Annotated in this window: 23 protein-coding genes; 17 read left to right on the top strand and 6 right to left on the bottom strand. The window is 40.2% G+C overall.

Annotation, left to right across the window (positions count from 1 at the left end; genetic code table 11):
• Positions 1-17: 17 nt before the first annotated feature.
• Positions 18-2,363 carry a DNA polymerase II gene (locus AC0L46_RS00710; RefSeq protein WP_473505016.1) on the top strand — a complete coding sequence of 782 codons (2,346 nt, stop codon included), beginning with the start codon at positions 18-20 and terminating at the stop codon, positions 2,361-2,363.
• Between the two features lie 26 nt (positions 2,364-2,389).
• Here AC0L46_RS00710 and AC0L46_RS00705 read toward each other — a convergent pair whose 3' ends face one another.
• A complete protein-coding gene (locus AC0L46_RS00705) occupies positions 2,390-3,175 on the bottom strand; it encodes a TatD family hydrolase (RefSeq protein WP_473505014.1) in 786 nt (261 codons plus the stop codon).
• A 252-nt stretch (positions 3,176-3,427) separates the two neighbouring features.
• On the opposite strand from AC0L46_RS00705, the gene AC0L46_RS00700 reads away from it, so the two are divergent.
• The 5 genes from AC0L46_RS00700 to AC0L46_RS00680 all read left to right on the top strand — a co-directional run bounded on the left by AC0L46_RS00700 (position 3,428) and on the right by AC0L46_RS00680 (position 7,931).
• The gene (locus tag AC0L46_RS00700) at positions 3,428-4,363 is read left to right on the top strand and encodes a chemotaxis protein CheV (protein ID WP_414682354.1); all 936 of its coding nucleotides are present in this window, start codon (positions 3,428-3,430) and stop codon (positions 4,361-4,363) included.
• 97 nt (positions 4,364-4,460) lie between these two features.
• On the top strand, positions 4,461-5,261 hold the full coding sequence (locus AC0L46_RS00695) for a TSUP family transporter (protein WP_473505012.1): 801 nt from the start codon (positions 4,461-4,463) through the stop codon (positions 5,259-5,261).
• 96 nt (positions 5,262-5,357) lie between these two features.
• The gene (gene hemH / locus AC0L46_RS00690; protein WP_473505010.1) at positions 5,358-7,067 is read left to right on the top strand and encodes a ferrochelatase; all 1,710 of its coding nucleotides are present in this window, start codon (positions 5,358-5,360) and stop codon (positions 7,065-7,067) included.
• Between the two features lie 46 nt (positions 7,068-7,113).
• Positions 7,114-7,458, top strand: a complete 345-nt coding sequence (locus AC0L46_RS00685) for a hypothetical protein (protein ID WP_414682350.1) — start codon at positions 7,114-7,116, stop codon at positions 7,456-7,458.
• Between the two features lie 5 nt (positions 7,459-7,463).
• Positions 7,464-7,931: a DNA topoisomerase family protein gene (locus AC0L46_RS00680; RefSeq protein ID WP_473505008.1), complete on the top strand. Its 468-nt coding sequence runs from the start codon at positions 7,464-7,466 to the stop codon at positions 7,929-7,931.
• Between the two features lie 45 nt (positions 7,932-7,976).
• Here the strand turns inward: AC0L46_RS00680 and AC0L46_RS00675 are convergent, their stop codons facing one another.
• On the bottom strand, positions 7,977-8,870 hold the full coding sequence (locus AC0L46_RS00675; RefSeq protein ID WP_473505006.1) for a TIGR01777 family oxidoreductase: 894 nt from the start codon (positions 8,868-8,870) through the stop codon (positions 7,977-7,979).
• A gap of 179 nt (positions 8,871-9,049) precedes the next feature.
• On the opposite strand from AC0L46_RS00675, the gene AC0L46_RS00670 reads away from it, so the two are divergent.
• The 7 genes from AC0L46_RS00670 (at position 9,050) to AC0L46_RS00640 (ending at position 16,763) form a co-directional block, all read left to right on the top strand.
• Positions 9,050-9,457 (top strand): sirohydrochlorin chelatase, encoded by a 408-nt coding sequence (locus AC0L46_RS00670; protein WP_473505004.1) that lies wholly within the window; start codon positions 9,050-9,052, stop codon positions 9,455-9,457.
• A 38-nt stretch (positions 9,458-9,495) separates the two neighbouring features.
• Positions 9,496-10,893, top strand: a complete 1,398-nt coding sequence (locus AC0L46_RS00665; protein ID WP_473505002.1) for a Wadjet anti-phage system protein JetA family protein — start codon at positions 9,496-9,498, stop codon at positions 10,891-10,893.
• Positions 10,886-11,530: a DUF4194 domain-containing protein gene (locus AC0L46_RS00660; protein ID WP_317003981.1), complete on the top strand. Its 645-nt coding sequence runs from the start codon at positions 10,886-10,888 to the stop codon at positions 11,528-11,530. Before AC0L46_RS00665 ends, AC0L46_RS00660 begins: the two co-directional genes overlap by 8 nt.
• A 9-nt stretch (positions 11,531-11,539) precedes the next feature.
• Positions 11,540-14,959 (top strand): SbcC/MukB-like Walker B domain-containing protein, encoded by a 3,420-nt coding sequence (locus AC0L46_RS00655; protein ID WP_473505000.1) that lies wholly within the window; start codon positions 11,540-11,542, stop codon positions 14,957-14,959.
• Between the two features lie 97 nt (positions 14,960-15,056).
• The gene (locus AC0L46_RS00650; RefSeq protein ID WP_473504998.1) at positions 15,057-15,281 is read left to right on the top strand and encodes a BolA/IbaG family iron-sulfur metabolism protein; all 225 of its coding nucleotides are present in this window, start codon (positions 15,057-15,059) and stop codon (positions 15,279-15,281) included.
• Positions 15,282-15,302: 21 nt separating this feature from the next.
• The gene (locus AC0L46_RS00645; protein ID WP_473504996.1) at positions 15,303-15,605 is read left to right on the top strand and encodes an STAS domain-containing protein; all 303 of its coding nucleotides are present in this window, start codon (positions 15,303-15,305) and stop codon (positions 15,603-15,605) included.
• A gap of 12 nt (positions 15,606-15,617) precedes the next feature.
• Positions 15,618-16,763, top strand: coding sequence for a SpoIIE family protein phosphatase (locus tag AC0L46_RS00640; protein ID WP_473504994.1), 1,146 nt, complete (start codon positions 15,618-15,620; stop codon positions 16,761-16,763).
• 43 nt (positions 16,764-16,806) lie between these two features.
• Here AC0L46_RS00640 and AC0L46_RS00635 read toward each other — a convergent pair whose 3' ends face one another.
• Entirely contained in the window at positions 16,807-17,448 is a 642-nt protein-coding gene (locus AC0L46_RS00635; protein ID WP_317003989.1) for a YecA/YgfB family protein, read from the bottom strand.
• Positions 17,449-17,544: 96 nt separating this feature from the next.
• Between AC0L46_RS00635 and AC0L46_RS00630 the strand changes: the two genes are divergently transcribed.
• The 4 genes from AC0L46_RS00630 (at position 17,545) to AC0L46_RS00615 (ending at position 21,342) form a co-directional block, all read left to right on the top strand.
• On the top strand, positions 17,545-19,311 hold the full coding sequence (locus AC0L46_RS00630; RefSeq protein ID WP_473504992.1) for a RecQ family ATP-dependent DNA helicase: 1,767 nt from the start codon (positions 17,545-17,547) through the stop codon (positions 19,309-19,311).
• A complete protein-coding gene (locus tag AC0L46_RS00625; RefSeq protein WP_473504990.1) occupies positions 19,302-19,814 on the top strand; it encodes a SprT family zinc-dependent metalloprotease in 513 nt (170 codons plus the stop codon). Before AC0L46_RS00630 ends, AC0L46_RS00625 begins: the two co-directional genes overlap by 10 nt.
• A gap of 111 nt (positions 19,815-19,925) precedes the next feature.
• The gene (gene ttcA, locus AC0L46_RS00620; protein WP_414682338.1) at positions 19,926-20,765 is read left to right on the top strand and encodes a tRNA 2-thiocytidine(32) synthetase TtcA; all 840 of its coding nucleotides are present in this window, start codon (positions 19,926-19,928) and stop codon (positions 20,763-20,765) included.
• A 10-nt stretch (positions 20,766-20,775) separates the two neighbouring features.
• The gene (locus AC0L46_RS00615) at positions 20,776-21,342 is read left to right on the top strand and encodes a YfaZ family outer membrane protein (protein ID WP_473504987.1); all 567 of its coding nucleotides are present in this window, start codon (positions 20,776-20,778) and stop codon (positions 21,340-21,342) included.
• A gap of 70 nt (positions 21,343-21,412) precedes the next feature.
• Here AC0L46_RS00615 and AC0L46_RS00610 read toward each other — a convergent pair whose 3' ends face one another.
• Genes AC0L46_RS00610 through hemN form a run of 3 tightly spaced genes read right to left on the bottom strand, consistent with a single transcriptional unit; the run spans position 21,413 to position 24,134 of the window.
• Positions 21,413-21,955 (bottom strand): adenine phosphoribosyltransferase, encoded by a 543-nt coding sequence (locus AC0L46_RS00610; protein ID WP_317003995.1) that lies wholly within the window; start codon positions 21,953-21,955, stop codon positions 21,413-21,415.
• A 25-nt stretch (positions 21,956-21,980) separates the two neighbouring features.
• Positions 21,981-22,742, bottom strand: a complete 762-nt coding sequence (fnr, locus tag AC0L46_RS00605; protein ID WP_414682808.1) for a fumarate/nitrate reduction transcriptional regulator Fnr — start codon at positions 22,740-22,742, stop codon at positions 21,981-21,983.
• 21 nt (positions 22,743-22,763) lie between these two features.
• Positions 22,764-24,134 carry an oxygen-independent coproporphyrinogen III oxidase gene (gene hemN, locus AC0L46_RS00600; protein WP_473504985.1) on the bottom strand — a complete coding sequence of 457 codons (1,371 nt, stop codon included), beginning with the start codon at positions 24,132-24,134 and terminating at the stop codon, positions 22,764-22,766.
• Positions 24,135-24,156 lie beyond the last annotated feature (22 nt).

The raw sequence follows: 24,156 nt of genomic DNA, 5'->3' as shown, positions 1-24,156 counted from the left end.
TAATCTGGGTTGTTTGAATGTTTGTAGAAAAGCATGGCTATATCGTCAGCCGCCATACTCGTGAAGTAGGCGGCCAGATAGAAATGAGCCTCTTTATTAAAACACCGGAAGGAACCGTTAAGGTTCTACCGGACAAGCAACAAAGTGTTTTTTTCACTGATGCACCATTCGATAGCCTTCCTAATGACGTTGCTGGGGTTCAATGTACTGAATCCCAGTTTCGATCTTTTGATAATGCCCCCATTACTATTATTCAAAGCCATAGTCTGACTATCCACCAGCAAATGGTGAACTTAGTGAAGCGAAATGGTTTTTCCGTTTTTGAAGAAGACATTAAAGCCCATAATCGCTATTTAATGGAACGTAATATTCGAGGCTCTGTTCGGTTCATTGGTGTTCCTGATACGGCGAATCAAGTCTATCGCCAAGCCAAAATTATTGCGGGTGATTGGCGTCCAGATTGGAAGGTTTGGTCCTTGGATATTGAAACCTCGGTTTCCACGAATACCTTATTATCCATTGGTATTACCGCAAAAGACCAACGCATCGCCTTCGTTGTCACAAAGAACCCTGTTGATACCGAGTTGGTTCATGCTTTTTCCGACGAAAAAAGTTTGCTATTGGCCTTTATGCGATATGTGAGAACCCATTCTCCCGATATTTTTATTGGTTGGAATTTAATTGGCTTTGATCTGCAGTTTATTGATCAACGCTGTCAGATATTAGGGATTCGACCAGCATTTGGCGTAAATGGTGAAAGTTGGAACATTCGATCGTCTGATAATCAAGGGCGATATTTTATTAGTATTCCGGGGCGAGTGGCGTTAGATGGCATCACTTTACTAAAAGTGGGCGGCTATCATTTTGAGTCATACAGTCTAAACAATGTCAGCAAAGAAATTTTAGACGACAGCAAGCTATTGCACGGTGGTGATCGTTGGCAAGAAATAGAGCGCTTGCACAAAGAAGACTTAAACGCTTTTGTTGCCTATAACTTGCAAGATTGTGATTTGGTGTTAAGAATCTTTGAAAAACTCAAATTAATTGAGCTACAACAAACTCGTGTTGACCTAACAGGGATTCCTTTAGAACAACCGGGCGGCTCGGTTGCTTCGTTTGAAAACCTTTATTTGCCTCGTTTACATAAAGCTGGTTTTGTTGCTCCGGCTTGGCGCGATGAGGATTTTGTACCCAGTCCTGGCGGCTTTGTAATGTCTTCTATTCCAGGGCTTTATAAGAATGTCTTGGTGTTTGATTTTAAAAGTCTGTATCCAAGTATTATTCGCACCTTTCATATTGATCCATTAGCGCGAGTTTCTGCCCAACACGAGGGAAACAAAGGATCAAACGCAATTAACAACCGATTTGTTCCTGGCTTTTTGGGCGCGAGCTTTGATAGAGAAAAAGCCATTCTACCAGACCTTATCTCTGAGCTTGCTCAAGCAAGAGAGGAAGCCAAAAGAACTCACAATGATATTTTAAGTTACGCCATTAAAATCATAATGAACTCTTTTTACGGCGTTTTAGGTTCCAACGTTTGTCGTTTTTATCATGCTGAATTAGCCAGCTCTATTACCATGCGCGGCCATGAGTTGTTAGCAAGAACCAAAGCCTGGATTGAAGAGCGTGGCGCTAAAGTGATTTATGGCGATACAGATTCTTTATTTGTAACCTTGAATGATACGCAGGTTGACCCGCAATTATTTGGTGAGCAGCTTTGTGCAGACATGAATTCATGTTTGCAGCAATGGTGCAGTGACTATGCTCAGTTAAACTCTTATTTAGAGCTCGAATTCGAACAAGTTTATGATCGCTTCTTTATGCCCACAATTCGAGGCCAAGAGGAAGGCAGTAAGAAGCGTTACGCTGGACGTTCAAAAGGGAAATTAGTCTTTAAAGGGTTGGAAGCCGCCAGAAGTGACTGGACGCCATTAGCGAGACAGTTTCAGCGAACTTTGTTTGAGAAAATCTTTAACGATGAAAACCCCATTCCATACATTCAAGACACGATTGAAAAGTTAAGAGCAGGGCAGTACGACGAGCTTTTGGTTTACAGCAAGCAGTTAAGCCGCCCCTTGTCTTCTTATACAAAGAACAAACCGCCTCACGTCCGAGCCGCTGCGATTATTGATCAGAAGCGGTCTGAACTTGGACAACCGCTCGAATATGATAAAGGACGGAAGCGAGTCTACTATGTGTACCAGATAACAGGCGTGATTCCCTATGAAACCACGGATGATTTAGTGCATTTAGATTATGAACATTACATAGAGAAGCAAATTGAGCCAATCGCTGAGAGCATCCTGCCGTTCTTCCACACTAATATGGAAAGCATTCTTTCTCAGCAAATCTCACTTTTGTAGCTTTTACTGTTAGCAGCCACAAAAACTCATGTGCTTTTAAGCTCAATACCAAAGGCAGTCTCGGTATTTTTATTAGTATTTAAGGTTAACTCTTCTAATGTTATACCTTTTAAACGAGCAACTTCCATGGCGACCCAAGGCAAGTATTTTGGGTGGTTTTTCTTAGGTCTTGGTCGAATATTCCTTGGCAGCAAATAAGGTGCGTCGGTTTCGATTAACAATTTGTCTAATGGAATATGTGGAACTGAAGCCTGCAAGTCAGCGCCTCGACGCTCGTCGCATACCCAACCAGTAATGCCAATATAAAGTCCTAAATCTAGATAATTATTCAGCTCTTCTTGGTTGCCTGTAAAACAATGGATTATCGACTTCTTTGCCAACTCTGGATGTCGCCTAAGTCGTTCAAGCATATCTGTATGAGCATCTCTTTCATGCAAATAAAGCGGTAAATTATGTTCGAGTGCCAATTCGATCTGCTCATCAAAAGCATAAAACTGTTCATCTTGTGTAGAGTAATTACGGTTGAAATCGAGCCCTGTTTCTCCAATGGCGATAGGCTTTGCTGTTTGGATAAGCTTGGAGAAATCCGCTTTACTGCTTTTGCTCCAGGTTTTTGCTTGATGAGGATGACAACCAAGGGTGTTCCAAATTTCAGTGTGCTTTTGCCCTAATTTTTGTACTAATTTGCTTTCGTCTAAATCTGATGCAATACAAATCATGCCGTTAACGCCAACTTCTCGCATTTCAGTTAGGGTCTGCTCTAGGTTATCCAGAAGAAAACTATGGTTGATGTTGACGCCGATATCGATCATAAATTACTCGTCTTGTTGTGTTGTGTTTTTAAAGTGAAAGTCAGTGTTACGAAATAGAGCAAAATAGGCTCGCATTTCTTGTAGATTGAGGTGATAAAAAATAAATAAATGTTAAGCTTTAAGAGTTTAAGCTATTTGGTAAGACACTAAACACCTGTTTTGTCGCAAAAAAATACTGTAACTCATAGCTGAATGCAATATCATGGTTATAATGGATCTAAGCATCATTTAGAAAAACGTTTGGAGTAAAATATGGCGAGCATGTTAGAAGCTGTAGACCAAAGAACCAAGTTGGTAGGCGAAAACCGATTGGAACTGCTTATGTTCCGTCTTGGTGGAATGCAAATGTTTGCAATCAACGTGTTTAAGGTTCAAGAAGTAGTACAACTTCCTAGGCTCAATCTTATGCCTCATAGACACCCTTCAGTTGCGGGTGTTACACATTTTCGAGGTAGAACCATTCCTGTTATTGATTTATCTGAGTCTATTGGTATGAAGCCGATAGACCGCACTAAGCCATCTAATCTGATCGTTACAGAGTACAACAATACAGTCCAAGGTTTTATGGTAGGTGATGTTGATCGCATTATTAACATGAACTGGAATGAAATCTTACCACCGCCAGATGGAACAGGCCGTCAACATTATTTAACAGCCATTACTCGAGTTAATGAGCGTATTGTTGAGATTATTGATGTTGAGAAAGTTTTGGCTGAAATTGCACCATACGATAGTACTGTCAGCGATGATGTTATTGATGAAGACTTACTTTCTCTTGCTAAAGGCTTAGAAGTATTAGTAGTTGATGATTCCTCTGTTGGTTTGGCTCAGTGTCAATCTACTCTGGATTTCATGGGGATCAAGGTTCATACGGCTACAGACGGTAAACGAGGCCTCGAGAAGCTCAAGAAATGGGCAGATAGTGGGGAAATCGTTCCAGAAAAACTTTTGATGATGATCACTGACGCAGAGATGCCAGAAATGGATGGCTATCGTCTAACAAGAGAAGTGCGTGAAGATCCACGTTTAAAAGACCTTCATATTGTTCTTCATACTTCTTTAAGTGGTAGTTTTAATAAGGCAATGGTTCAGAAGGTTGGTTGTGATGACTTCTTATCTAAGTTTCAGCCTGATAAGTTAGCAACCTTAATTCAAGAAAGGATTCGCAGCGTCGTATACCGCGATTAGTGTCTTTCTTTGAATCATTAGAAAAGCAGGCTTTTGTCTGCTTTTTTTATTTTTGTCGATATTGTTTGAAATGTGTTTAAGCTGAGTTTGCTGTTTTATGATACTAGAATGGTGTTTGTTATTGGTTTTAATTGGCTCTGTAGCCGGCGCTGTTAGCAGCCTTATTCGATGTGCTCCTGCTCTTATTGCTTTGCCTTCTTTTTATTTCTTTCTCCCTTTGTTTGATGTTTCCTTTGAAGAGGTAATGCTGCCAGTGATTGCCACTTGCTTCGTTGCCTTTATTCCAGCTCATTTACATGCCTGGATTCGAGCGATGCAAAAAGGGCAGGTGGATTTTCAGCACATGATTAATTTTGCACCTGGTTTCGCTATGGGAGGCATAATCGGGGCTCAGTTATTATCTCTGATCAACTTCGTGACCTTTAATGTATTTTTTCTCTTGGTCGCTATCTTCGCAATCTTACTTATGATCTTCACTTTGCGGTCGATCCAAATTGCCCCTCGCCAAATGAATAGAGTCGCTTACATTCCTATTGGTTTAGGTTTTGGTGTGATTTCGCTACTCGCTGGCAACTGTGGTCGAGTGATGGGGCAGCTTCTTCATATGAATAGCGGTAACCCTGAAAAGAACATTGAAGGCACCATTCTAGGTTTTGCCATTTTTACCTCTATTGCTGCCATGGTGGGCTTTATTTACCCAGCCCAGCCTTTTAATCAATTTGGTTTATCTGGTTTTGTAGGAGCCATTCATTTGCCCTCATTCGCTGTGTTGGTAATTAGCTATTGGTTTTTTCACTGGTTTTGCTACAAACGAGGAAATAACTTAGACAGAGTGGTCTTATACATCAGTACTATCGTATTCCTTGTGTGTTCACTGGTTCGAATGTGGGTGAGTTGAGTACTAAGTTTTTTCAATATCACCTCTGTTTTTATAGTTTATAATGGCAAACATAATGCTGTTGCTGAATCAAAATAATTGAATGAAAGGTATGACATGAGCAAAACGAGTAACTATGGCGTATTGATGATTAATTTAGGGACGCCAGATGCGCCAACAACGCCAGAAGTACGCCGTTTCTTAAAGGCGTTTTTATCTGACCCGCGAGTAGTTGACTTAAACCCTTTACTTTGGAAGCCAATCTTAAACCTAATTATTTTGACTTTGCGTCCGCCTAAAGTAGCTAAGGTTTATCAACAAGTTTGGATGGAAGAGGGTTCACCATTACTGGTGCTAAGTGACCGTTTAAAAGAAAACCTCAAAACAGCTTTGTTGCAAAAAACAGGACAATCAGTTCCTGTTGAACTAGCAATGACTTACGGCAATCCGAGCGTGGATAGCGCGGCTCAAAAATTAAGAGAACAAGGCGTAGACAATATTTTAGTCTTGCCAATGTATCCTCAGTTCTCCGCTACGACAACAGCTGCTGCTTATGATCGATTAATGTCTTCCTTAAAGCGCTGTCCTCATTGGCCATCGTTACAGCTAATCCATGATTATGCGGATCACCCTTTATACATTGAGGCTTTGGCGAATTCAGTTAAGGCTCAATGGAGCAAACAAGGCGAACGTCGTCACTTGGTGTTTTCATATCACGGCATTCCAAAGCGTTACGTAACAAATGGCGATCCTTACGCTCGTCGCTGTGAAACGACCAGTAAGCTGGTGGCGGAAAAATTAGGGCTTGAAGACAGTGAGTGGACTCATGTTTATCAATCTCGATTTGGTCGTGAAGAGTGGTTGAAACCTTATGCCGATGCAACTTTAACAGCCTTGCCATCGATGGGGACCAAGCGAATCAATGTGATCAGTCCTGCGTTTTCAATTGATTGTATTGAAACCCTAGAAGAAGTCTCTTTAGAATTAGGCGAAATCTTCGAAACCAATGGCGGTCAGGCTTTTGACTATATTCCTGCTTTGAATGAGTCTCCAGATCAAGTCGCTTTATACATGGACTTAATTGAAAAAACACACAACAATGGACATGAAATGACCGTAATAAATAGCAATATAAACACCATTGCTTTTGATGCCGACGATACACTTTGGCGCAATGAAGACATCTTTATCCATGCTCAGGACGAGTTTATTAAACTGCTTTTGCCTTATCATGAAGAAAGCTACATTCGCTCTCACTTGGCAGAAATCCAAGTAAGTAACTTAGAAAACTTTGGTTATGGCGTGAAAGGCTTTACGCTTTCTATGATTGAAACCGCGATTGAATTAACCGAAGGCCGAGTGTCCGGCAGTGAGATACATGAAATCATACAACTGGCCAAATGCATGTTGGCATCACCTGTTGAGTTACTTCCGAACATCGAAGCCGTGCTTCAAGAGTTGAAAGGAAAGTTTAAGTTGCTTGTGATCACAAAAGGCGATCTTCTTGATCAAGAAAGTAAACTGGCCCGCTCTGGCATTGCTGATTATTTCGATATCATCGAAGTAGTAAGTGAAAAAACGGAAGAATCGTACCGTCAGATATTAGAGCGACACAAAATCTCGACTGAGCAATTTTTAATGGTAGGAAATTCATTGAAGTCGGATATTTTGCCTATTCTGGATCTAGGTGCTCAAGCTGTTCATATTCCTTATCATAGCACCTGGGAGCATGAGCAAGTTGCAGAAGATGCTTTGTCAAATTATCCGCAATTACAAAGCTTAAAAGGCGTGAATGAACTTTCTGATTGGTTGAAAACATTAAAGTAGTCGCTGCAAAACTAAAATGAGCGGCTTTTTAAAAGTGAAGGTTATTATGAAAACAATCAAAATCATCTGTATTTCTCTTGTTTTTCTTTCGTCTGTTGCTCATGCAGAAGAAACAATGTGGGAAAAAGTGAAAAGCGGTGCTTCAAGCTTATGGGAAAAGACAAAGAGCACTTCTTCTGAGGTAGCGGATGGAGTTTCCGATAAAGCCTCTGAGTTAAGTGACGAAATACCAGACGAAACAAAAGAAGCGGGTAAAGCGGCACTGGATGCAATGAAGGAAATTGGAACTGCTGCAGCGGAAGGTGCACGTAACGGTGCCGCTAAAATCAAAGAAATAGTGGACGAAAACTGTAAAGAAGATAATGTCCTTTGTTTTAAGGACAAAGAGTAATATCTGTGCGGAATGATGATGAGAAACAACCATACAAAGTCACAAACTGGGAGCAAGAATTCCTAGAGCAAAGTGACGCACATATCAAAGCCGCTAAAGTTCGTTATCGATGCCCTAAATGTGAAAGCCTGTTGGTGTTGAAACAAGGTAGCAAAGGGGAGTTTTGGGGGTGTGAGTCTTATCCAAGTTGTGACTACACCGCCAATAACGAAGATGGAAAACCGGTTAGGGCGAAACGCTATTTGTGCCCCTCCTGTCATTCTCCATTACGAAGAAAAACCTTTAAAGACAATATCTTCTGGGGATGCTCAAACTACCCCGATTGCCAAGTAACAGTCGAAGACGATAAAGGCGTACCATCTAGCACAAAGAAATATCCTTGCAGGGCTTGTGGTCATTACCTAATTAGAAAAAAAGTAAAAACGGTTACTTTTGGGGCTGTATTCAATATCCCAAATGCACCAACACTTTAAATGACGATAAAGGCTTGCCCGTTCTGCGTAAGAAGTCTGTGTAAGCTACGAGCTGGCCTGATATTTTTCCTCAATATCTTTTAATGCTTTGTCTAAGTGGCTGAATTCAAATTTAAAGCCTTTCTGCTCTAATCTATAAGGTGTAATTTTTGCGCCCTCTGTTAGTAGATTCGCCATTTCACCCAAGAGCAAAGTCATCAGCCATTTTGGCGTTGGTATAAAAGCAGGGCGTTTAAGAGACTGTCCATAATTTAAAGCGAAGGATTTTTGATCTGTAAATTGTGGTGACACAAGATTGTAAACACCGTTATAACTAGAGTCTGTCATTGCTTCCATGATGGCTTTTAGAACATCGTCAATATGAACCCAAGACAGCCATTGCTTTCCTCCTGCGATTGGGCCGCCTAAACCAAGTTTGAAAGGAAGGCGCATTTTATCTAGTGCGCCGCCAAGTCCAAGAACCACACCTAAACGAAAGATTACGACACTGGTTACGTCGCTTGAAAATTGCAAAGCAGCATTTTCCCATGCTTTGCATAAATCATGTGTAAAACTTGGGGTTGGAGTGGTGTTCTCATCATAAATGCCGGTACTTGTTGTGCCATAGAAACCAATGGCAGACATAGAGATAACCCGTTTTGGCGGGTGTTTAAGGTTTTTTCGTATTTCTTCTGTCAAATCTACTCGGCTTGAATAAAGAACCTGTTTTCGTTTTTTAGTCCAAGGTTTAGCGGCAATATTTTCGCCTGCAAGATTAATGAACACATCAAATTCAACGTCTATCGAATTTAATCTATCAATCGTAACTTGCTCTATACCTGAATCGATATCCGATTTTTCCTTTCTAACTAATGCGTAAATCTTGTGATTATTTTCTAGTAATCGCTGACGCAAAACGCGTCCGATAAATCCCGTTGCACCAGATAATAGAATTACCATTGTGTCCATTCTCCATCGATGGTTTTTCTAAATTTATACGGATAAAAAACGAAATAAGATCAATGCTTTCTCGATTTTTTTAACCGAACACGAATATTGGCTATTTTTTGTCAAAATCATCCAATAGATTTGCAGGTTTTTTTATCTGCACCTTCTTTTTCTGCAATAGGATGGCTAAAATGAATTGTCAAAAAACTTTAGGTATCAGAATGCTACGCAAAGAATACGATCACATCATACTTCTTGCACATGGAAGTCCTGACCCTCTTTGGAAAGAACCGTTTGAATCATTATATTCACAAATCAGCCAAATGTACGGTGCAGACAATTCCAGCTTAGCCTACATGGAGCTGACGACTCCGACATTGGAAGATGCTATTGCAGCATTAAGCAGTAATGTGAAACGAGTAGCGGTATTGCCACTTTTCTTGGCTGTTGGTCGTCACTTAAGAAAAGACGTTCCTTCTCAAATTGAAGCTTTGCAGCGCAGTGATTTAGAGATCAAACTGCTTCCTCCCATAGGCGAAGATACCTTGGTGCAAAATGCTATTCAAACGGCCATTGCTCAGCATTTGGGTAAGGCTTAGTATGTTGAGACTTTTAATTGATTCATGGAGTCGAATTAATGTTATTTAAACATCTTCCTGATGAGATTTTTCAGGCATTAAGTGGCTCAAATAGGGCGTTAATTGAAGCGGTTTTAACCGATCTTGCTGAAATTTTCTACGATCATGCAGAAGATCCAATTAAAGATAAATCAACTATCATTGAATCAATTGAAGATACATTACACAAAGTAGATACCTTCTCATGGCACGATGAACAAAAAGAGTCTTTTGATTCACCAAAAACCATTCACGATTATGCATTAAGAATTTATCACAGACTGGTAAATACCGGCTGGTTGGTTGAAGAGCAAGAGCTCTATCGTGTCAGCGTTTTAATGACACCTCAAATTTCAATGCTATTGCGGTCACTGGTTGAAATCAGCCGTCATGGCAAGCGCAATTACGGTGCTACGGTTTTAAGTATTTTAAGTAACTTAGAATCCGTTACCAAATATCCTAAAGAGCGTGGTGTGACTTTACGCCAATCGGCTGAAGCATCTCGTGATTTCTCTGCGCACCTTAACCAAATATTATTGGGTATCAGAAGCCTTCAGAAAGAGCTTTTTGCAAGCCGCGACCCTAAAACCATTGTCGCTGGTTTCTTTGATTTGTTTGTCGAAGGCATTTTAATTGCCGACTACAAAACCATTAAGACAAGTAACAACCCGTTTCGCTTCCGTCGTCAGATTCTAGAATTGACTCAGGACTTTTTATCGAACCCTGAAACGATGGATCAGGTTGCGCAATGTTATGCCGATCAGCAATTAATCAGCATGGCAGAAGCGGAAATCATGGTTGAAAAAGATTGCCGAGATATTATTCAAACATTCACGAATATCGAGCAACGCTTAGAGAGAATTGACGAATACCGTTATCGCTTAGAAAAACGAGCGGCAGATACGGCACGCTATATGGATAGTTCTCGACCTGGTATGGCGAACAAAATTTCTGGCATCATTTCAGACGTTGCCAAGTTCGAGACATTACCCGTTTTGAAAAACGTGGTGGGTGCTCGTTTTGTTGGAATGGCTTCGGCCGCACAACCAACAAAGCGTAGAGAGCCACCACCGCCAAGAGTGATGACGCCAGCTGAAGTGTCGGCTGATGCGATCAAAATACGTGATCAACAGCGACGCTTTCATGAGGCACGTCAAGTTACAGTGCCTAAGATGCAAACTTATTTAGAAAAACAAATGGCTACGGCGGATACTAAACATATTCTTGAGTTTACGATCGAGTCCGTTGAAGACTTCGTTTGTTTTGATCATTTGCGTTACATAGGGTCACTCGGTGTGAGCGCGAAAAAGCTAGAAGACTTATTTGAAATACACTTCACCAACGAGTATTTGGATGTACATGAATTCGTTGAATGTCGCGAATTTAAAGTGGTACGTAGGAGTAAAGCGAATGCTTAAAGAATTAAAAAAGGTTGTTGAAGAGTCTGGGAAAGACGCTCAAGAGTTTCAACAAACAGCAAATTTTGTTTTGGCGAACCAATTCGCGAGCGCATATAAGCATGGGCAGCGAAAACATTATTTATTGCTAGAAGCGTATCAAGAGTATTTTGATCGCTTGTTTGATGCCTTAGGTATGAAGCTTTACATCAATGAAAATGAGCGTTTGGCTGGTGTATTACCGGTTCAACGAGAAGCCTTTGTTCGATTGAAAACCGAAGAAACGCTGTTTTTATTGGTACTTCGTCAAATTTACGAAGAGAAGATTGAAAACTTCGAAGTCGATAATGGTTTTGTTGCAACCAATACTCATACGATTTTAGACCGCTTTGTTCAGCTAGTTAAACGTGAAATTCCAAGTGAAACTCGCTTTAAAGAAATATTGGCTTTATTTAGTCGTCATGGTGTTTTGATACGAGGCAAATCTTATGAAGACGACAGTAAAAATCAAATGATTAATATCACGCCTGTTGTTCGATTGATCGTGACAGAGGCCTATTTGAGACAGTTAGAATCATTTAACGGTGCGGATCCAGATGAAGACGATATCGACTCGGATTCTGATTTTGAAACAACACAAGATGCAAACCAAGAATAGGGCCTAAATATGAAAAAGCTAAATCGAATCGTATTAGTGAATTGGTACCTACTTGGTGCAGAAGAGATCGAGATTCGCGGCAACACCGCTATCATTGGGCCGACAGGTTCCGGTAAGTCTTCTTTGCTTGATGCTATTCAAACTGTGTTAACTGGCGCAAGTAAACGCCATTTAAACTACAACGCCAGCGCCAATGACGGTAAGGCAAGTGGTCGAAGCATTCGCTCCTATATTTTGGGTATGATTGACTCAGGCCAAGCCAATGCAAAGGTATTCGGTACACAACCAAGACAAGATGCGACTTGTTATCTTGCCCTTGTTTTTGAAGACAGCATCACAGGAAAAGAGTCCAGTGTTGGCTTGGCATTAAGTGCTTCTCTTGCTTCACCAGAAGAAGACATTTTAGGTCGTTTTGTATTGCCAAATTACGGCGCAAGAAAAACCGATTTCATTGATGTAGTGGAAGGGAAAAGTTACAAAGCAAAGCCTTGGATTGAAGTGCGTGAATCGATTAAAAAGATTTGCCTTGATCCATACATTAAATCAGGCAGCGCATCGGCAACGCAGTACATTAATCGCTACCTTGAAGAGTTAAGCCCTAGTTCAGAGCAGCTGATTACGCTCGACTCCTTCTTAAAGAATTTCAAAAACGCATTGAAATTTGTGCCTATTGCGTCACCAACACGTTTTGTGCAGGATTTTGTTCTAGCAGAAGCGCCTCTTCAAGTGGGTGCTTACCAAAAATCCTTGAACGAATATCGTCAGTTAGAAGCCAAAACTTTGGAAGTTTCTAAGCGTATTGATGATTTAAAATTGATTCAGCAAGACTGCGATAAGAAACATCAACAAGAACAAAGCGCGATCAATTACCAATGGATTGCAACCGAAGCACGTTTTGATGAGCTTGGCAGTAAACAAGACGAAATCCAAGATCAGTATGAGTTACAAAAAGAACGTGAAGAAGAGATTGAAGAAGAGTTAACAACTCAAGCGAGTCTGTTAAAGCAGCTGCAGAGTCAGTTACTTCGATTTGAGCAACAATATGAACACTCTGATGTTGGTTTAAAACTGCAGCAACTGGAGCAAAATAAAAAATTGCTCGTTTTGCAGGGCCAGCAAGATCAAAAAGCTGTTTTACAAGCCCGTCAATTAACCTTGTTATTATCTTCGCTTACTGCGTTCAAAGATGTCTTATCGAAAGAGGCAATTGCTCTAATAGACGAATTTGCTTCATTTGAGGGGCTGATTTCAGAGAACGGAAAAATAGAAGGTAACTTAAAACCTCTCACGCAAAAGTTAAGCTCTCTGAATGCCATTTTGGATAAAGAAAAGTCGCTTGTGTTTGGACAAAGGTCTGAGCTGAATCGTACGATCTTGAACTTGAAAGATGAGTGCAAGCAGTTAGAGTCAGATGTTTCTTCTCTTAAAGGTGGCGTTAGTCCACTTTCTCAAAATACTAAACGCCTTATTGCCTTGCTAAAAGATGCCAATATCACAGCAACGCCTTTGAGCCATTTAGCAGAAGTCACAGACAGAAAGTGGCAAGATGCAATCGAAGGGTATTTGGGCGCTCAACGTGAAGCATTGATTGTAGAACCTGAAGACGCGGAAGAATCTATTCGTATCTTCCGTGCCCACCGTCGCCAATTAATGGGGTGTCGTGTTGTTGATACAACGCAAACCCGTTTGTGGTTAAGCCGTGGCGATAGAAATTCAACATTGCGCTTTATACGCTGCAATAATGATCATGCTCAGGCTTATTTAAATCGTCGATTAGGTGGCATTAAACCGGTTGATACAGAGCGTGAATTGTTAAGAGAAGACAGCGCTATGACAGCCGATGGTATGTTGAAGTTGGCGGGTACGATTTCTACTATACGTTCTGTCCCTCATATGATGGTCGGCATAAACACAGAAGGCATGCGCGATTCTCGTGAAAAGCAACTCGCCACGTTAAGTTCAGAACTCATGAGCTTTTTGAAAGCAGACCAGCGACTTGAGCAAGCGGATTCCTTACTTGGTCGCGTTATGGCGAACAATCAATTTGATGTGGAAAGCTTGGGTAATGCGGGACATAGCATTACTCGAATGAACCAAGAACTAGAAGCCATTGAAGCGGAAATTGAACAGCTTCAAAAGCATGATGATACTGATCTTCAAGAACGTATTGATGAGCTAAAAGAGCGCATTGCGGTCATCGAATTAGAACAGAAAAAACTGGATCGAGAACGTCAGCAAATTTCTGAACAGTTTGGTGCGTTAAACTCTCAGAAGAGCCAATTGAGCTCTGCGCTGTCAGCGTTAGATGAAGAACGTAATCGCCTGACTTCTCACCCTAACTACGATGCTGAGTTCGCGAGTGAGCGTTATTCGTTACTAGAAAGCAGTATGGTAAGTGGTGCTGCTATCTATAAAGAAGCAATTAGCCGAGCTGAAAAAGCCAATGAGAAAGCCCGCAGTTTTGATCAGAAGGTCCGAAAAGAAGTGGCTGATCATTATGCGAAATATCATCAAGCGAATCTTGATAATGACACTCAGCTGGATTACTTAGAGTCTAAGTTTGAAGAGTTTGAACATTATGTTTCTTATCAAATAGATGTTCTTAGCGAAACAGAATTAGCCAAATACGCTAAACGTGCAGAATTGGCTCGTCGAGAAGCAGAAGAAACCTTCCGTTCTGATTATGTGTCTAAATTGAAAGACTCTTTGGATCAAGTAGCACACATTATACGTGAGTTAAATGGCAGCCTTAAACGCCGCCCGTTTAACCAGGAAGTTTATCAGTTCCGCTACTATCCAAATGGTGATATGAAAGACATTCTTGATCTTGTTGAGCGTTTTAGCACACAAGACCAAGCCAATGTAGGTGGATTATTTGACCCTAAAATGAGTGATGATCCTGAGCATGTTCGTGCGATATCAGCCATTCAAGAGTTGATTTCAGATGAAGAGAAGCAACAGGATTTAGCGGATTACCGTAAGTTCTATAACTTTGAAGTCGATATATTAGACTTGGAAGGTAACAAGAAGACCACCTTAAGCCAGCGTATTCAGACTGGTTCTGGTGGTGAGCACCAAATCCCATTCTATTTGGCGATTGCGGCTGCTTTGTCTACGACTTATCGATTGCATGAAACAATGGAAGGTGAAATCGTCGGTGGCTTCTCTTTGGCTATGTTCGATGAAGCTTTCAACAAAATCGATATGGTTAAAACATCCACTTGTATGGGCTTTATGAAAGATATTGGTTTACAGGTGATTGCCGCAGCTCCAGATGATAAACGAGCTGTAATGGCTGCGAATATGGACACGATTATCAGTGTATGGCGAGAAGGCGGTGCCGTTTCAATTGATGTTGCTTACCCTAAAGAAAAAGGGCAGATTCTCTTAAACGGTCAATCTGATGATACCTTGCTCACCAGCGCATAATAGAGAAATAGATAGCATGATAATACAGTCACAAATTGACCAGTCCATTAGAGACAACTTCGATGTTTATCATATGACTCTCGAAAATGAGAGTTATATGCATAATGTACCGGAAGGGAGCGAATCTCACTTTAAGCTTGTTTTAGTAAGTAATGCATTTGAAGGGAAGCGATTGGTTCAGCGTCACCAGCTTATTTATGGTACCTTGCAAGCTGAAATGGCAAAAATCCATGCGCTTGCAATGCATCTTTATACAGTCAGTGAATGGGAGGAGCGTCAATCTGTTGCTCCAATATCTCCAAAATGCCACGGAGGGGAATAGGGCGCATAGCCCTAGTATTTTATGAGTATTTCAGTTCACACAAATGATTCTGTAGAAACAGTGACGATTACCATAGTCGGCAGTTTTGATTTCTCTTTATTTAACGAGTTTAGAGACGCTTACTCGAATTTAGGTAAAGTCTATAAAAGTTACATTATTGATATGAGCATGGTCGAATATTTGGACAGTGCTGCATTAGGTATGTTGTTAAGTATGCGAAATTCGATTGATGCAGAAAGCAGCATTGAGTTGAAAGGCGCAAATGACTTTATCAAGAATATTTTAATGATTTCCCGCTTTGATAAGCGCTTTGATATTCATTAAGGGCTAAGCACGATGAAATTATTATGCGTAGACAGTGAACCCGTTTATCGTGAAATTGTTTCTTTATGTGCTGAAAAGTTAGATATTCAAGTGAAGTCAGTTGCTACTTATGAAGAAGCAATTGACGCCTTTTCAACATACGCTCCAGATATAATCACGCTTGATATTATCTTAAAAGGTGGGAGCGGCTTTGATCTAATTCAACAGTTAAAGCAAATGGCAGGAAGCCGCTTTATCCCTATTATTGTGCTCGCTTCTCATACCTCTGACATCATGATGGATAAGTGTTTTCAGGTTGGTGCCGACGATTTTCTTTCTAAGCCTTTCAATGAAGTTTTGTTCAACATTCGCTTTAAAACTCATATGCGTCATGTTGAGTTGATGAAGGAGATGTACCGCAAAAACAGAACACTTACGTATTTCCAAAAAGTTATTGAACGTGAACATGAAATGGCTCATCAGGTCTTGAACCATATTCAGATGAGAAGTGAGAAGAACTCAGAGCATCTTGCCATTACGCGATTATCGGCAGCCATTTTTAATGGTGATTTGGCCTTAGTTAAGACTCGCTCAGATGATGCTCGATTGGTCTTTGTCGGCGATTTTACAGGTCATGGTTTACCCGCTTCCATTGGTGCCTTACCTGTCATGCAGGCTTTTTTTGATGCAGTCGAAAACCTGACAAGTGTTAGCGAGTTGGGGTTACGTATTAATCAAATACTTTTAGGTATTCTTCCTGACTATATGTTTTGTGCGGGATATCTGATGCTTATTTCCCCGAATGGTGAGATTCAATATTGGGGTGGTGGAATGCCTAATGCGCTTATAAGACGGTCGACAGGTGAAATACAGCCATTAACCTCTATTCACATGCCGTTAGGTGTATTGCCTTCTTCTGAGTTTGAATCCATTTTGCAAAACGAGAAACTAGACCAAGGTGACACTCTCGTTATCTTGTCTGATGGTGTTTTGGAATTAAAAAATCATCAAAGCCTAATGTTAGGCGAAGAGAAAGTGAACGAGCTCATCATTGAGGCTTATGGTGAAGAAGACCTAGTTGAAGCACAAAAGAAAGTTGAAAAGAGATTGGTTGATCATTTAGGAGAATCTGAGCAATTCGACGATATTACTTTGGTATCACTAAGAAGAGCCCACTAAATAAGACAATATTATTTGGTAGGCTCAACCTCGTTATATCTTATTACTTTTTATTGTTGTGCTTTTTACCTTTATTACCTTTTGGCTTCGGTGACGCTTTTGGAAATGGGCGTTTTTCCGGCTCAGTTCGAAGTACAAGAAATAAGTCTGTGACTACCTCAGGAATTTGCGCGATGCATGAGCTTGTGAGTTTTTCACTGGCCCGTATTTGCGAAACTTCCTCATCATCAAAAAGATCTGACGCTACCATTACTGGCAATAATAATTCTGCGACAACTTCTTCTTTTTCTGACTCAAACCAATGTGATTCAGTCATAAATACGCCTTCCATAAACCCAGAGGCCCATTCTTGTAATTCACTTAATTCGTCTGGTGTTGATCCCATTTCAAGTTCGCATGGAACTAAAAAGCCATCTTCTGACTCAAGCTCTTTCTGAATGTCTAAATACAAACGGGATAGATATTGGGTAATTTGCTTCTCTTCTTTCTCATTCTGAAACTGAGGCGTGTCTTCAAATACAACTGGAAGCCATTTGTCTTCAGTAAGATTGGCAGGACAAATAGCCAAAGCGGTCAAAAAGCCATGTGCCATAACAAAGTTTTGACATTCCTCATGAACTTGATCCGATTCCAAAAAGTTTTCTAATGTTTCTAATTCAAGATCATCAAGAGGTTGGTGTGCCATGTTAATTCATTCCTAATACAGATTAAGTGTTTGATTCTAGCGAAAAGAAGCAGAAAAATCGATGCAGAAAACTCAGAGTTAAGAGATAATTCGATAATGAATTTAAAGATGCAAACCCTTTCTCGCTTAGGCTATAACGAATTCCGACCATTGCAGGAACAGGCGATTGATGCCTTGTGTTCAGGGCAAGACGTATTGCTTGCCGCTCCTACTGGCGGTGGGAAATCTCTAGTCTATCAAGCGGCAGGATTAATGCGAAAAGGCGTGGCTGTAATTATTAGCCCTTTGTTGTCGCTTATGTCACAACAAGTTGAAGCACTGAATAAAAAAGGGATTCAAGCCAGGTTTTTAAATTCAACCTTAAATCCAGGTGAGCAAGACGATTTAATTTGGGCACTACGTCACAATCACATTGATTTATTGTACTTGTCACCCGAAAAACTCGTTCAGCCATCTGTAATAGGCTTCCTACATAGCTTTGATATTTCTTTATTTGCAATTGATGAAGCCCATTGTATTTCTCAGTGGGGTGGCTCTTTTAGACCTGAATACAGCCAACTTGGTCAGCTAAAGGCAGACTTTTCTGATGTCCCTTTAATAGCCTTAACAGGAACGGTGGATAATAAAACCATTGGGAGTATTCAAGAGTCATTGCAGCTTAATGACTGCCTAGTTCTGAAAAATAGCTTTGACCGCTCTAATATTCACCTCCATATTGCTCAGAAGAGAAAATCTAAGCAGCAAATTCTTTACTTTCTTCACCATGAAGTGCCGGGAGAAACCGGTATTATTTATTGTCGTTCCAGAAAGAAAACAGAAGAGCTTTCAGAATGGTTAAATCATCTAGGTTTTTCTAGTTTAAGTTATCATGCTGCAATGGCAGAAGAATCTAAAGAAAGGAATCATCAAGCCTTCGCCACGCAACACGGTACTATCATGGTGGCGACGACAGCATATGGTATGGGAATCGATATTTCTCATGTTCGTTTTGTCATTCATTTAGATTTACCCAACAGTCCAGAAGCGTATTTTCAGGAGGTTGGTCGTGCTGGACGTGATGGTAAGCCTGCAAAAGCGCTACTTCTCTATGGTTTGCAAGATATGTTACAGGCTCAACAGCTAATATCGCAGCAAACGTATGTGTCTGAAAATGAAAGACAGAGCTTGGTGGCTTTATTTCAGCTGTTAGAAGCCAGAGGCTGTAGAAGACAAAATGTTTTATCTCATTTCGACGAAGATTCTGATGCCTGTGGTCATTGTGATCGATGTCTTTCGTCTAAGTCAGAACAAAATATGACCATTGCTTGCCAAAAAATGTTGTCATTGATTTACCACACCAAAGGTCTGCAAAGTTTCTCTGTTTTAATCGGTATTTTGTTAGGCAAAACAAATAAATCTACGAATGCGGCAAATGCTAAATCATTAAGCGTTTTTGGCAAAGGCAAAGAACTAACAGAAGCCCAATGGAAATCTGTGATTCGTCATTTGATTGCCTATGAATTCATATCATTAGGACAGTCTCAAGTATTTACTGTACATATTAATGAAAAAGCGCGTGATATTTTGAAAGGTAACACCCAAATAATTCTACCTAGTGAACATTATTATCCGACTTTAAACGAAACGGAGTTAGGTGCCGATCATATACGTTGGCATAAGGTACTTGCTTGGAAACAAGGCCAAGATACGTTCGATTTGAGCGATTCTCAGCTCAGACTCATCTGCACACATAAGCCAAAAACGGTAGCATCTTTAAGTCGCTTAACGGGGCTTTCTAAAGAGCGAGTGTCGAGATTTGCCGATACTCTTATTGATATTATTCATCAAGAGGAGGCTGAAAAAGATAATGCCTTATGTCCTTAAACTCTGAAAACCTTCATGCATTGAATGCTGTCATTGAGGAAATGAACCGCTGCTTTGATAAAGCAGATCATTTTTTCAATCATCATTTTAAACGCTCTAGCTGTAATCTTAAGCAAAGGGGAAGGGCGGCAGGTACGGCGCATCTCCAAAAAAACGAAGTGCGTTTCAATTATTTCATGTATTCCCAAAATCCTACTGAGTTTCTGGATACAGTAGTCCCTCATGAAGTAGCTCACATTATTGTGTTTCAAATATATGGAAGCACGGTCAGACCCCATGGCAAAGAGTGGCAAGCTGTTATGTCAAAAGTATTTGGTATTCAACCAAGTAGGACACACACTTTCGAAGTCCCTAAACCTAAAGTCAGCTATGAATACATATGTAAATGCAGTAAGCATCAATTTACACAGCGTCGTCATAATCGAGCTGAAAAAGGCACGGAATACATCTGTAAAATTTGTAAATCCAAATTAGAGTTTAAAAGTCCATCTGTTCAATGCTAGGTTTGCCTTAGGAAGTAGGATTTTTCATGCACTTTTGCTTATGTCTTTCATTTTTAATGCGAAAAAACTATTGTTATAGTAGAATCATGGCGTTTTATTTGCAGTGTATATATGATGGATTTATCGACTAAACCTAAAGAAAAGCTCGAGCTTAACAAGCTCCAAAAACGCCTTCGCAGGCTGACAGGTCAGGCTATTGCTGATTTCAATATGATTGAAGATGGCGATAAAGTTATGGTGTGTTTGTCTGGCGGTAAAGACTCTTATACTATGCTTGAGATCCTTCGAAATCTTCAAGCCAGTGCGCCGATCAACTTTAGTATTGTTGCGGTCAATTTAGATCAAAAACAACCTGGCTTTCCAGAGCATATACTACCTGCTTATCTAGAAGAGGTTGGTGTAGATTTCCATATTCTAGAACGAGATACTTATAGTATTGTTAAAGAGATTGTCCCTGAAGGTAAGACTACATGTGGTCTGTGCTCTCGTTTAAGACGAGGATCACTGTATGGTTTTGCTGAAGAAATTGGTGCAACCAAAATCGCACTTGGCCACCACAGAGATGACATTCTTGAAACTTTATTCTTAAACATGTTTTTTGGCGGCAAACTCAAATCTATGCCACCAAAGTTACTCAGTGATGATGGAAAACATGTTGTTATAAGACCACTTGCTTATTGCAAAGAAAAGGATATTGAAGCCTTTTCAATAATGAAAGAATACCCAATTATCCCATGTAACCTTTGTGGCTCTCAGGAAAACTTACAACGACAAGTTGTGAAAGATATGCTTCAACAGTGGGAAAAAGAATACCCAGGCAGAACAGATTCAATGTTCACGGCCATGCAGAATGTTGTGCCATCACATATGGCAGACACTGAATTATTTGACTTTAAAGGTTTGAAAAAAGCTGAAGACGCTATGAACCGCTTAAACATTATTTCTCTATAGGATGATAGAAATGAATCTTACATATAAAACTCTATTATTAACTGTCGGCCTTTTAGGTGGTTCATTTGTTCATGCCTCAACTGCTGGTGTGAGTTTGACCAACGAAACAGTGAAAGGCGATGTCAATTTAGATATGGGGTCCTTTGGTTTAAATGCTGGCGTTACCAATGATCTTGACACAGATAGCTCTACTGCCCATGTGGGTTTGACCGTTCAAGACTCAGAAGGTGGAAATGGACCTTTGGAAGTCGGTGTTGGTGCCCGTTTATCCATTATTGATACCAATGTTGGAAGTAACGATGAGGTCTCAATTGCATTAGGCTTAGGTGGTTGGTACCGCTATACACTTCAACAGGCAAACCGTTTGAGCATTTACGGCTCCTTATATTACTCACCTGAGGTATTGTCATTTTCTAACTTAAATCATACATACACATATGACTTCCGTCTTGAGTATATGACAATGCGCAATGCTCGAGCTTACATTAGTTATGCAAACACCGTGGTTGTATACGACGATAATAGCCGCGCAGAAATTAACAAAGGCTTCTCTGTTGGTGCCAACGTCGACTTTTAAGTAAGTAGACTTCTGAGCAATAAAAAAGGTGGCTCTAGCCACCTTTTTTATTGGAGATTAAACGTTTATATCAATCGCCATCGTACGCACAAAGACTAAAAACAGGTACGTCACTTTCACGTAATTTTTCACTACCACCTAAATCTGGTAAATCGATAATTGCAGCGACTTCTTTGATTGTCGCACCTTGTCCAGTTAGCAATTTAATAGCGGCAAACAAAGTACCACCTGTTGCAATTAAATCATCGAACAAAAGTACATTATCGCCAGCTTTTACCGCGCCTTCTTGTATTTCAAGCTCAGCTTCACCGTATTCTAAAGCGTAAGCTTGAGAAACAGTTTTACCTGGGAGTTTTCCTTTCTTGCGAATCAGGATAAGAGGCTTTTGCAGCTCATAGGCCAATACTGCAGCAATCAAAAAACCACGAGCATCAATACAAGCAATATGAGAAATATCAGAGGACATGTAGCGGTGAACGTAGGCATCAACGACCATTCTCATTCCTTTAGGGTCACTAAAGATAGGAGTAATATCACGGAAGCTGATGCCTTCTTTTGGCCAGTCTTCTACTGTTTGGATTAGTGACTTAACGTAAAAATCATCGTAGAGCATATTCAGTAACGCCTTAATTTATTTATCAAATGTTGGCGATTTTACCACAATCACTCGCAATCCCAACGAGTTTTTGCATTTCAGGGAAATTGACTATCTCAATCTCTTTACCATCAACATGAATTAGCTCATTTTTTTGAAAGCGAGTAATCACTCGACTTACGGTTTCAACAGCTAAACCTAAGTAGTTTCCGATTTCGCCACGAGACATAGAAAGTCGAAACGCACTGGCAGAGTAACCACGCTTTTTAAATCGATTGGACAGATTCAATAAGAAGGATGCGACTTTTTCATCGGCATTTTTCTTCCCTAGTAAGACCATCATCTGTTGATCATCCGATATTTTTCGACTCATTACCTTAAATAACTGATGTCTCAAAGAAGGAATTTGGGCAGATAGTTCTTCTAAATGAGTAAAAGGAATCTCACAAACTGTTGTGGTTTCAAGCGCTTTGGCAGAAACTGGATAGGTATCTGAATCCACGCCACTTAAGCCAACCAACTCACTAGGGCAATAAAAGCCTGTGATCTGCTCTTCACCAACGGACGTTATGTTGAAAGTTTTCAATGTACCTGAACGTACAGCATAAACAGAATCAAATTTTTCACCTTGGCGAAATAAAAAGTCACCTTTTTTTAATGGCTTTTTGCGCTCAATAATTTGATCTAGTTTATTGATATCCTCATCAGCTAAAGCGATCGGAAGGCAAAGTGCACTTAGGCTACAATTCTGACATTGAGACGTAAGTGTACTATTAAATCGTGTCTGTGCGTGTGTTACTGACATGTGAATCTCCCTGACCTGATGTTATATAACTTTTGAGTATTTTATATTGTTGTTTAGGTACTTATCGAAAACCATACAAATACAGCGAATAAGTAATCTACCACGTTCTGTCACTCGGATAATGGTCTGCATTCCATTGTCCTGTATTTCAATCATACCGTCTTCAATCATTGAGGTAAGATTATCTACCTCTTTTGAGAAATATTCAAAAAATCTAATATTATTCTTTTGCTCAATTGTCGTAGTATTTAATTCAAATTGAGAAATAAGGGTCATAATAACTTGATGGCGAATACGGTCATCAGAATCACTGATATAGCCTCGACTAATCGCCAATTGGCCTTTTTCAATACTACTTCGATATAGGCTTAAATCAGTATGGTTTTGGATGTAAACACCACTTAGATCGCTGATGGCAGACACACCAAATGCCACTAAATCAGTTCCAGCGTGAGTTGTATAGCCTTGGAAGTTTCTTTGCAATAAGCCCTGCTTTTGTGCTTTTGCAAGACTGTCATTAGGTTTTGCAAAGTGATCCATTCCTATGTACTCATAACCCGCATCGATAAGATACTCAATGCTCATTCTTAGCAACTGCACTTTGATGCTCGGAATAGGAAGGCTATCTTCAGGTATCCTTTTTTGTGATCTAAACCTTTCAGGCAGATGAGCATAATTAAACAAAGAAATGCGATCAGGCGATAATGCAATGACTTTATCTAGGGTATCTCTGAAACCATCAAGAGATTGATAGGGAAGACCATAGATCAAATCAAAGTTTATAGATTTAATATTCATTGCACGGGCGTCTTCAACCAATTGAGAAACGGTTTCAAGAGATTGAACTCGATGAATCGCCTCTTGTACTTTGTTGTCAAAGTCTTGAACGCCAATACTAATTCGATTTATGCCCATTTCAGTTAGCAGTTTTAACTTAGAGGAGGTCACTTCTCTTGGGTCGATTTCGATGCTGTAATCTTGTGAGCCATCATTCACTAGGTTGAAATACTGGTTTATTGTTTTGAATAAATCTCTAATCAGATCCTCTGTCAAAAAGGTAGGTGTGCCTCCTCCAAAGTGCAATTGTGTAACTTTTTTAGAATGGTCGAGCATCAGACTGCGAAGCCTCATTTCCTCACCAAGAAGTTCGACATATTCTGCGCCTTTTTCATACTGCTTCGTCACAATCTTATTACATGCGCAGTAATAACAAAGATGCGCACAGAATGGGATATGAAAATAAAGGCTCAACGCTTTATCTGAAGGCATCATCATCTTGTCTATTAAGGCAATCTTACTGATACCAGAATCAAACTGCGGCGCCGTTGGGTAGGATGTGTATCTAGGTCCTGCCAAATCGTATTTATTAATAAGAGAAGAATCCCAAATCATGTTGTATTCCTATTAAAATTTC

Source organism: Marinomonas sp. 15G6-16, from assembly GCF_055809555.1.
This window is presented reverse-complemented; position numbering and strand designations above follow the sequence as displayed.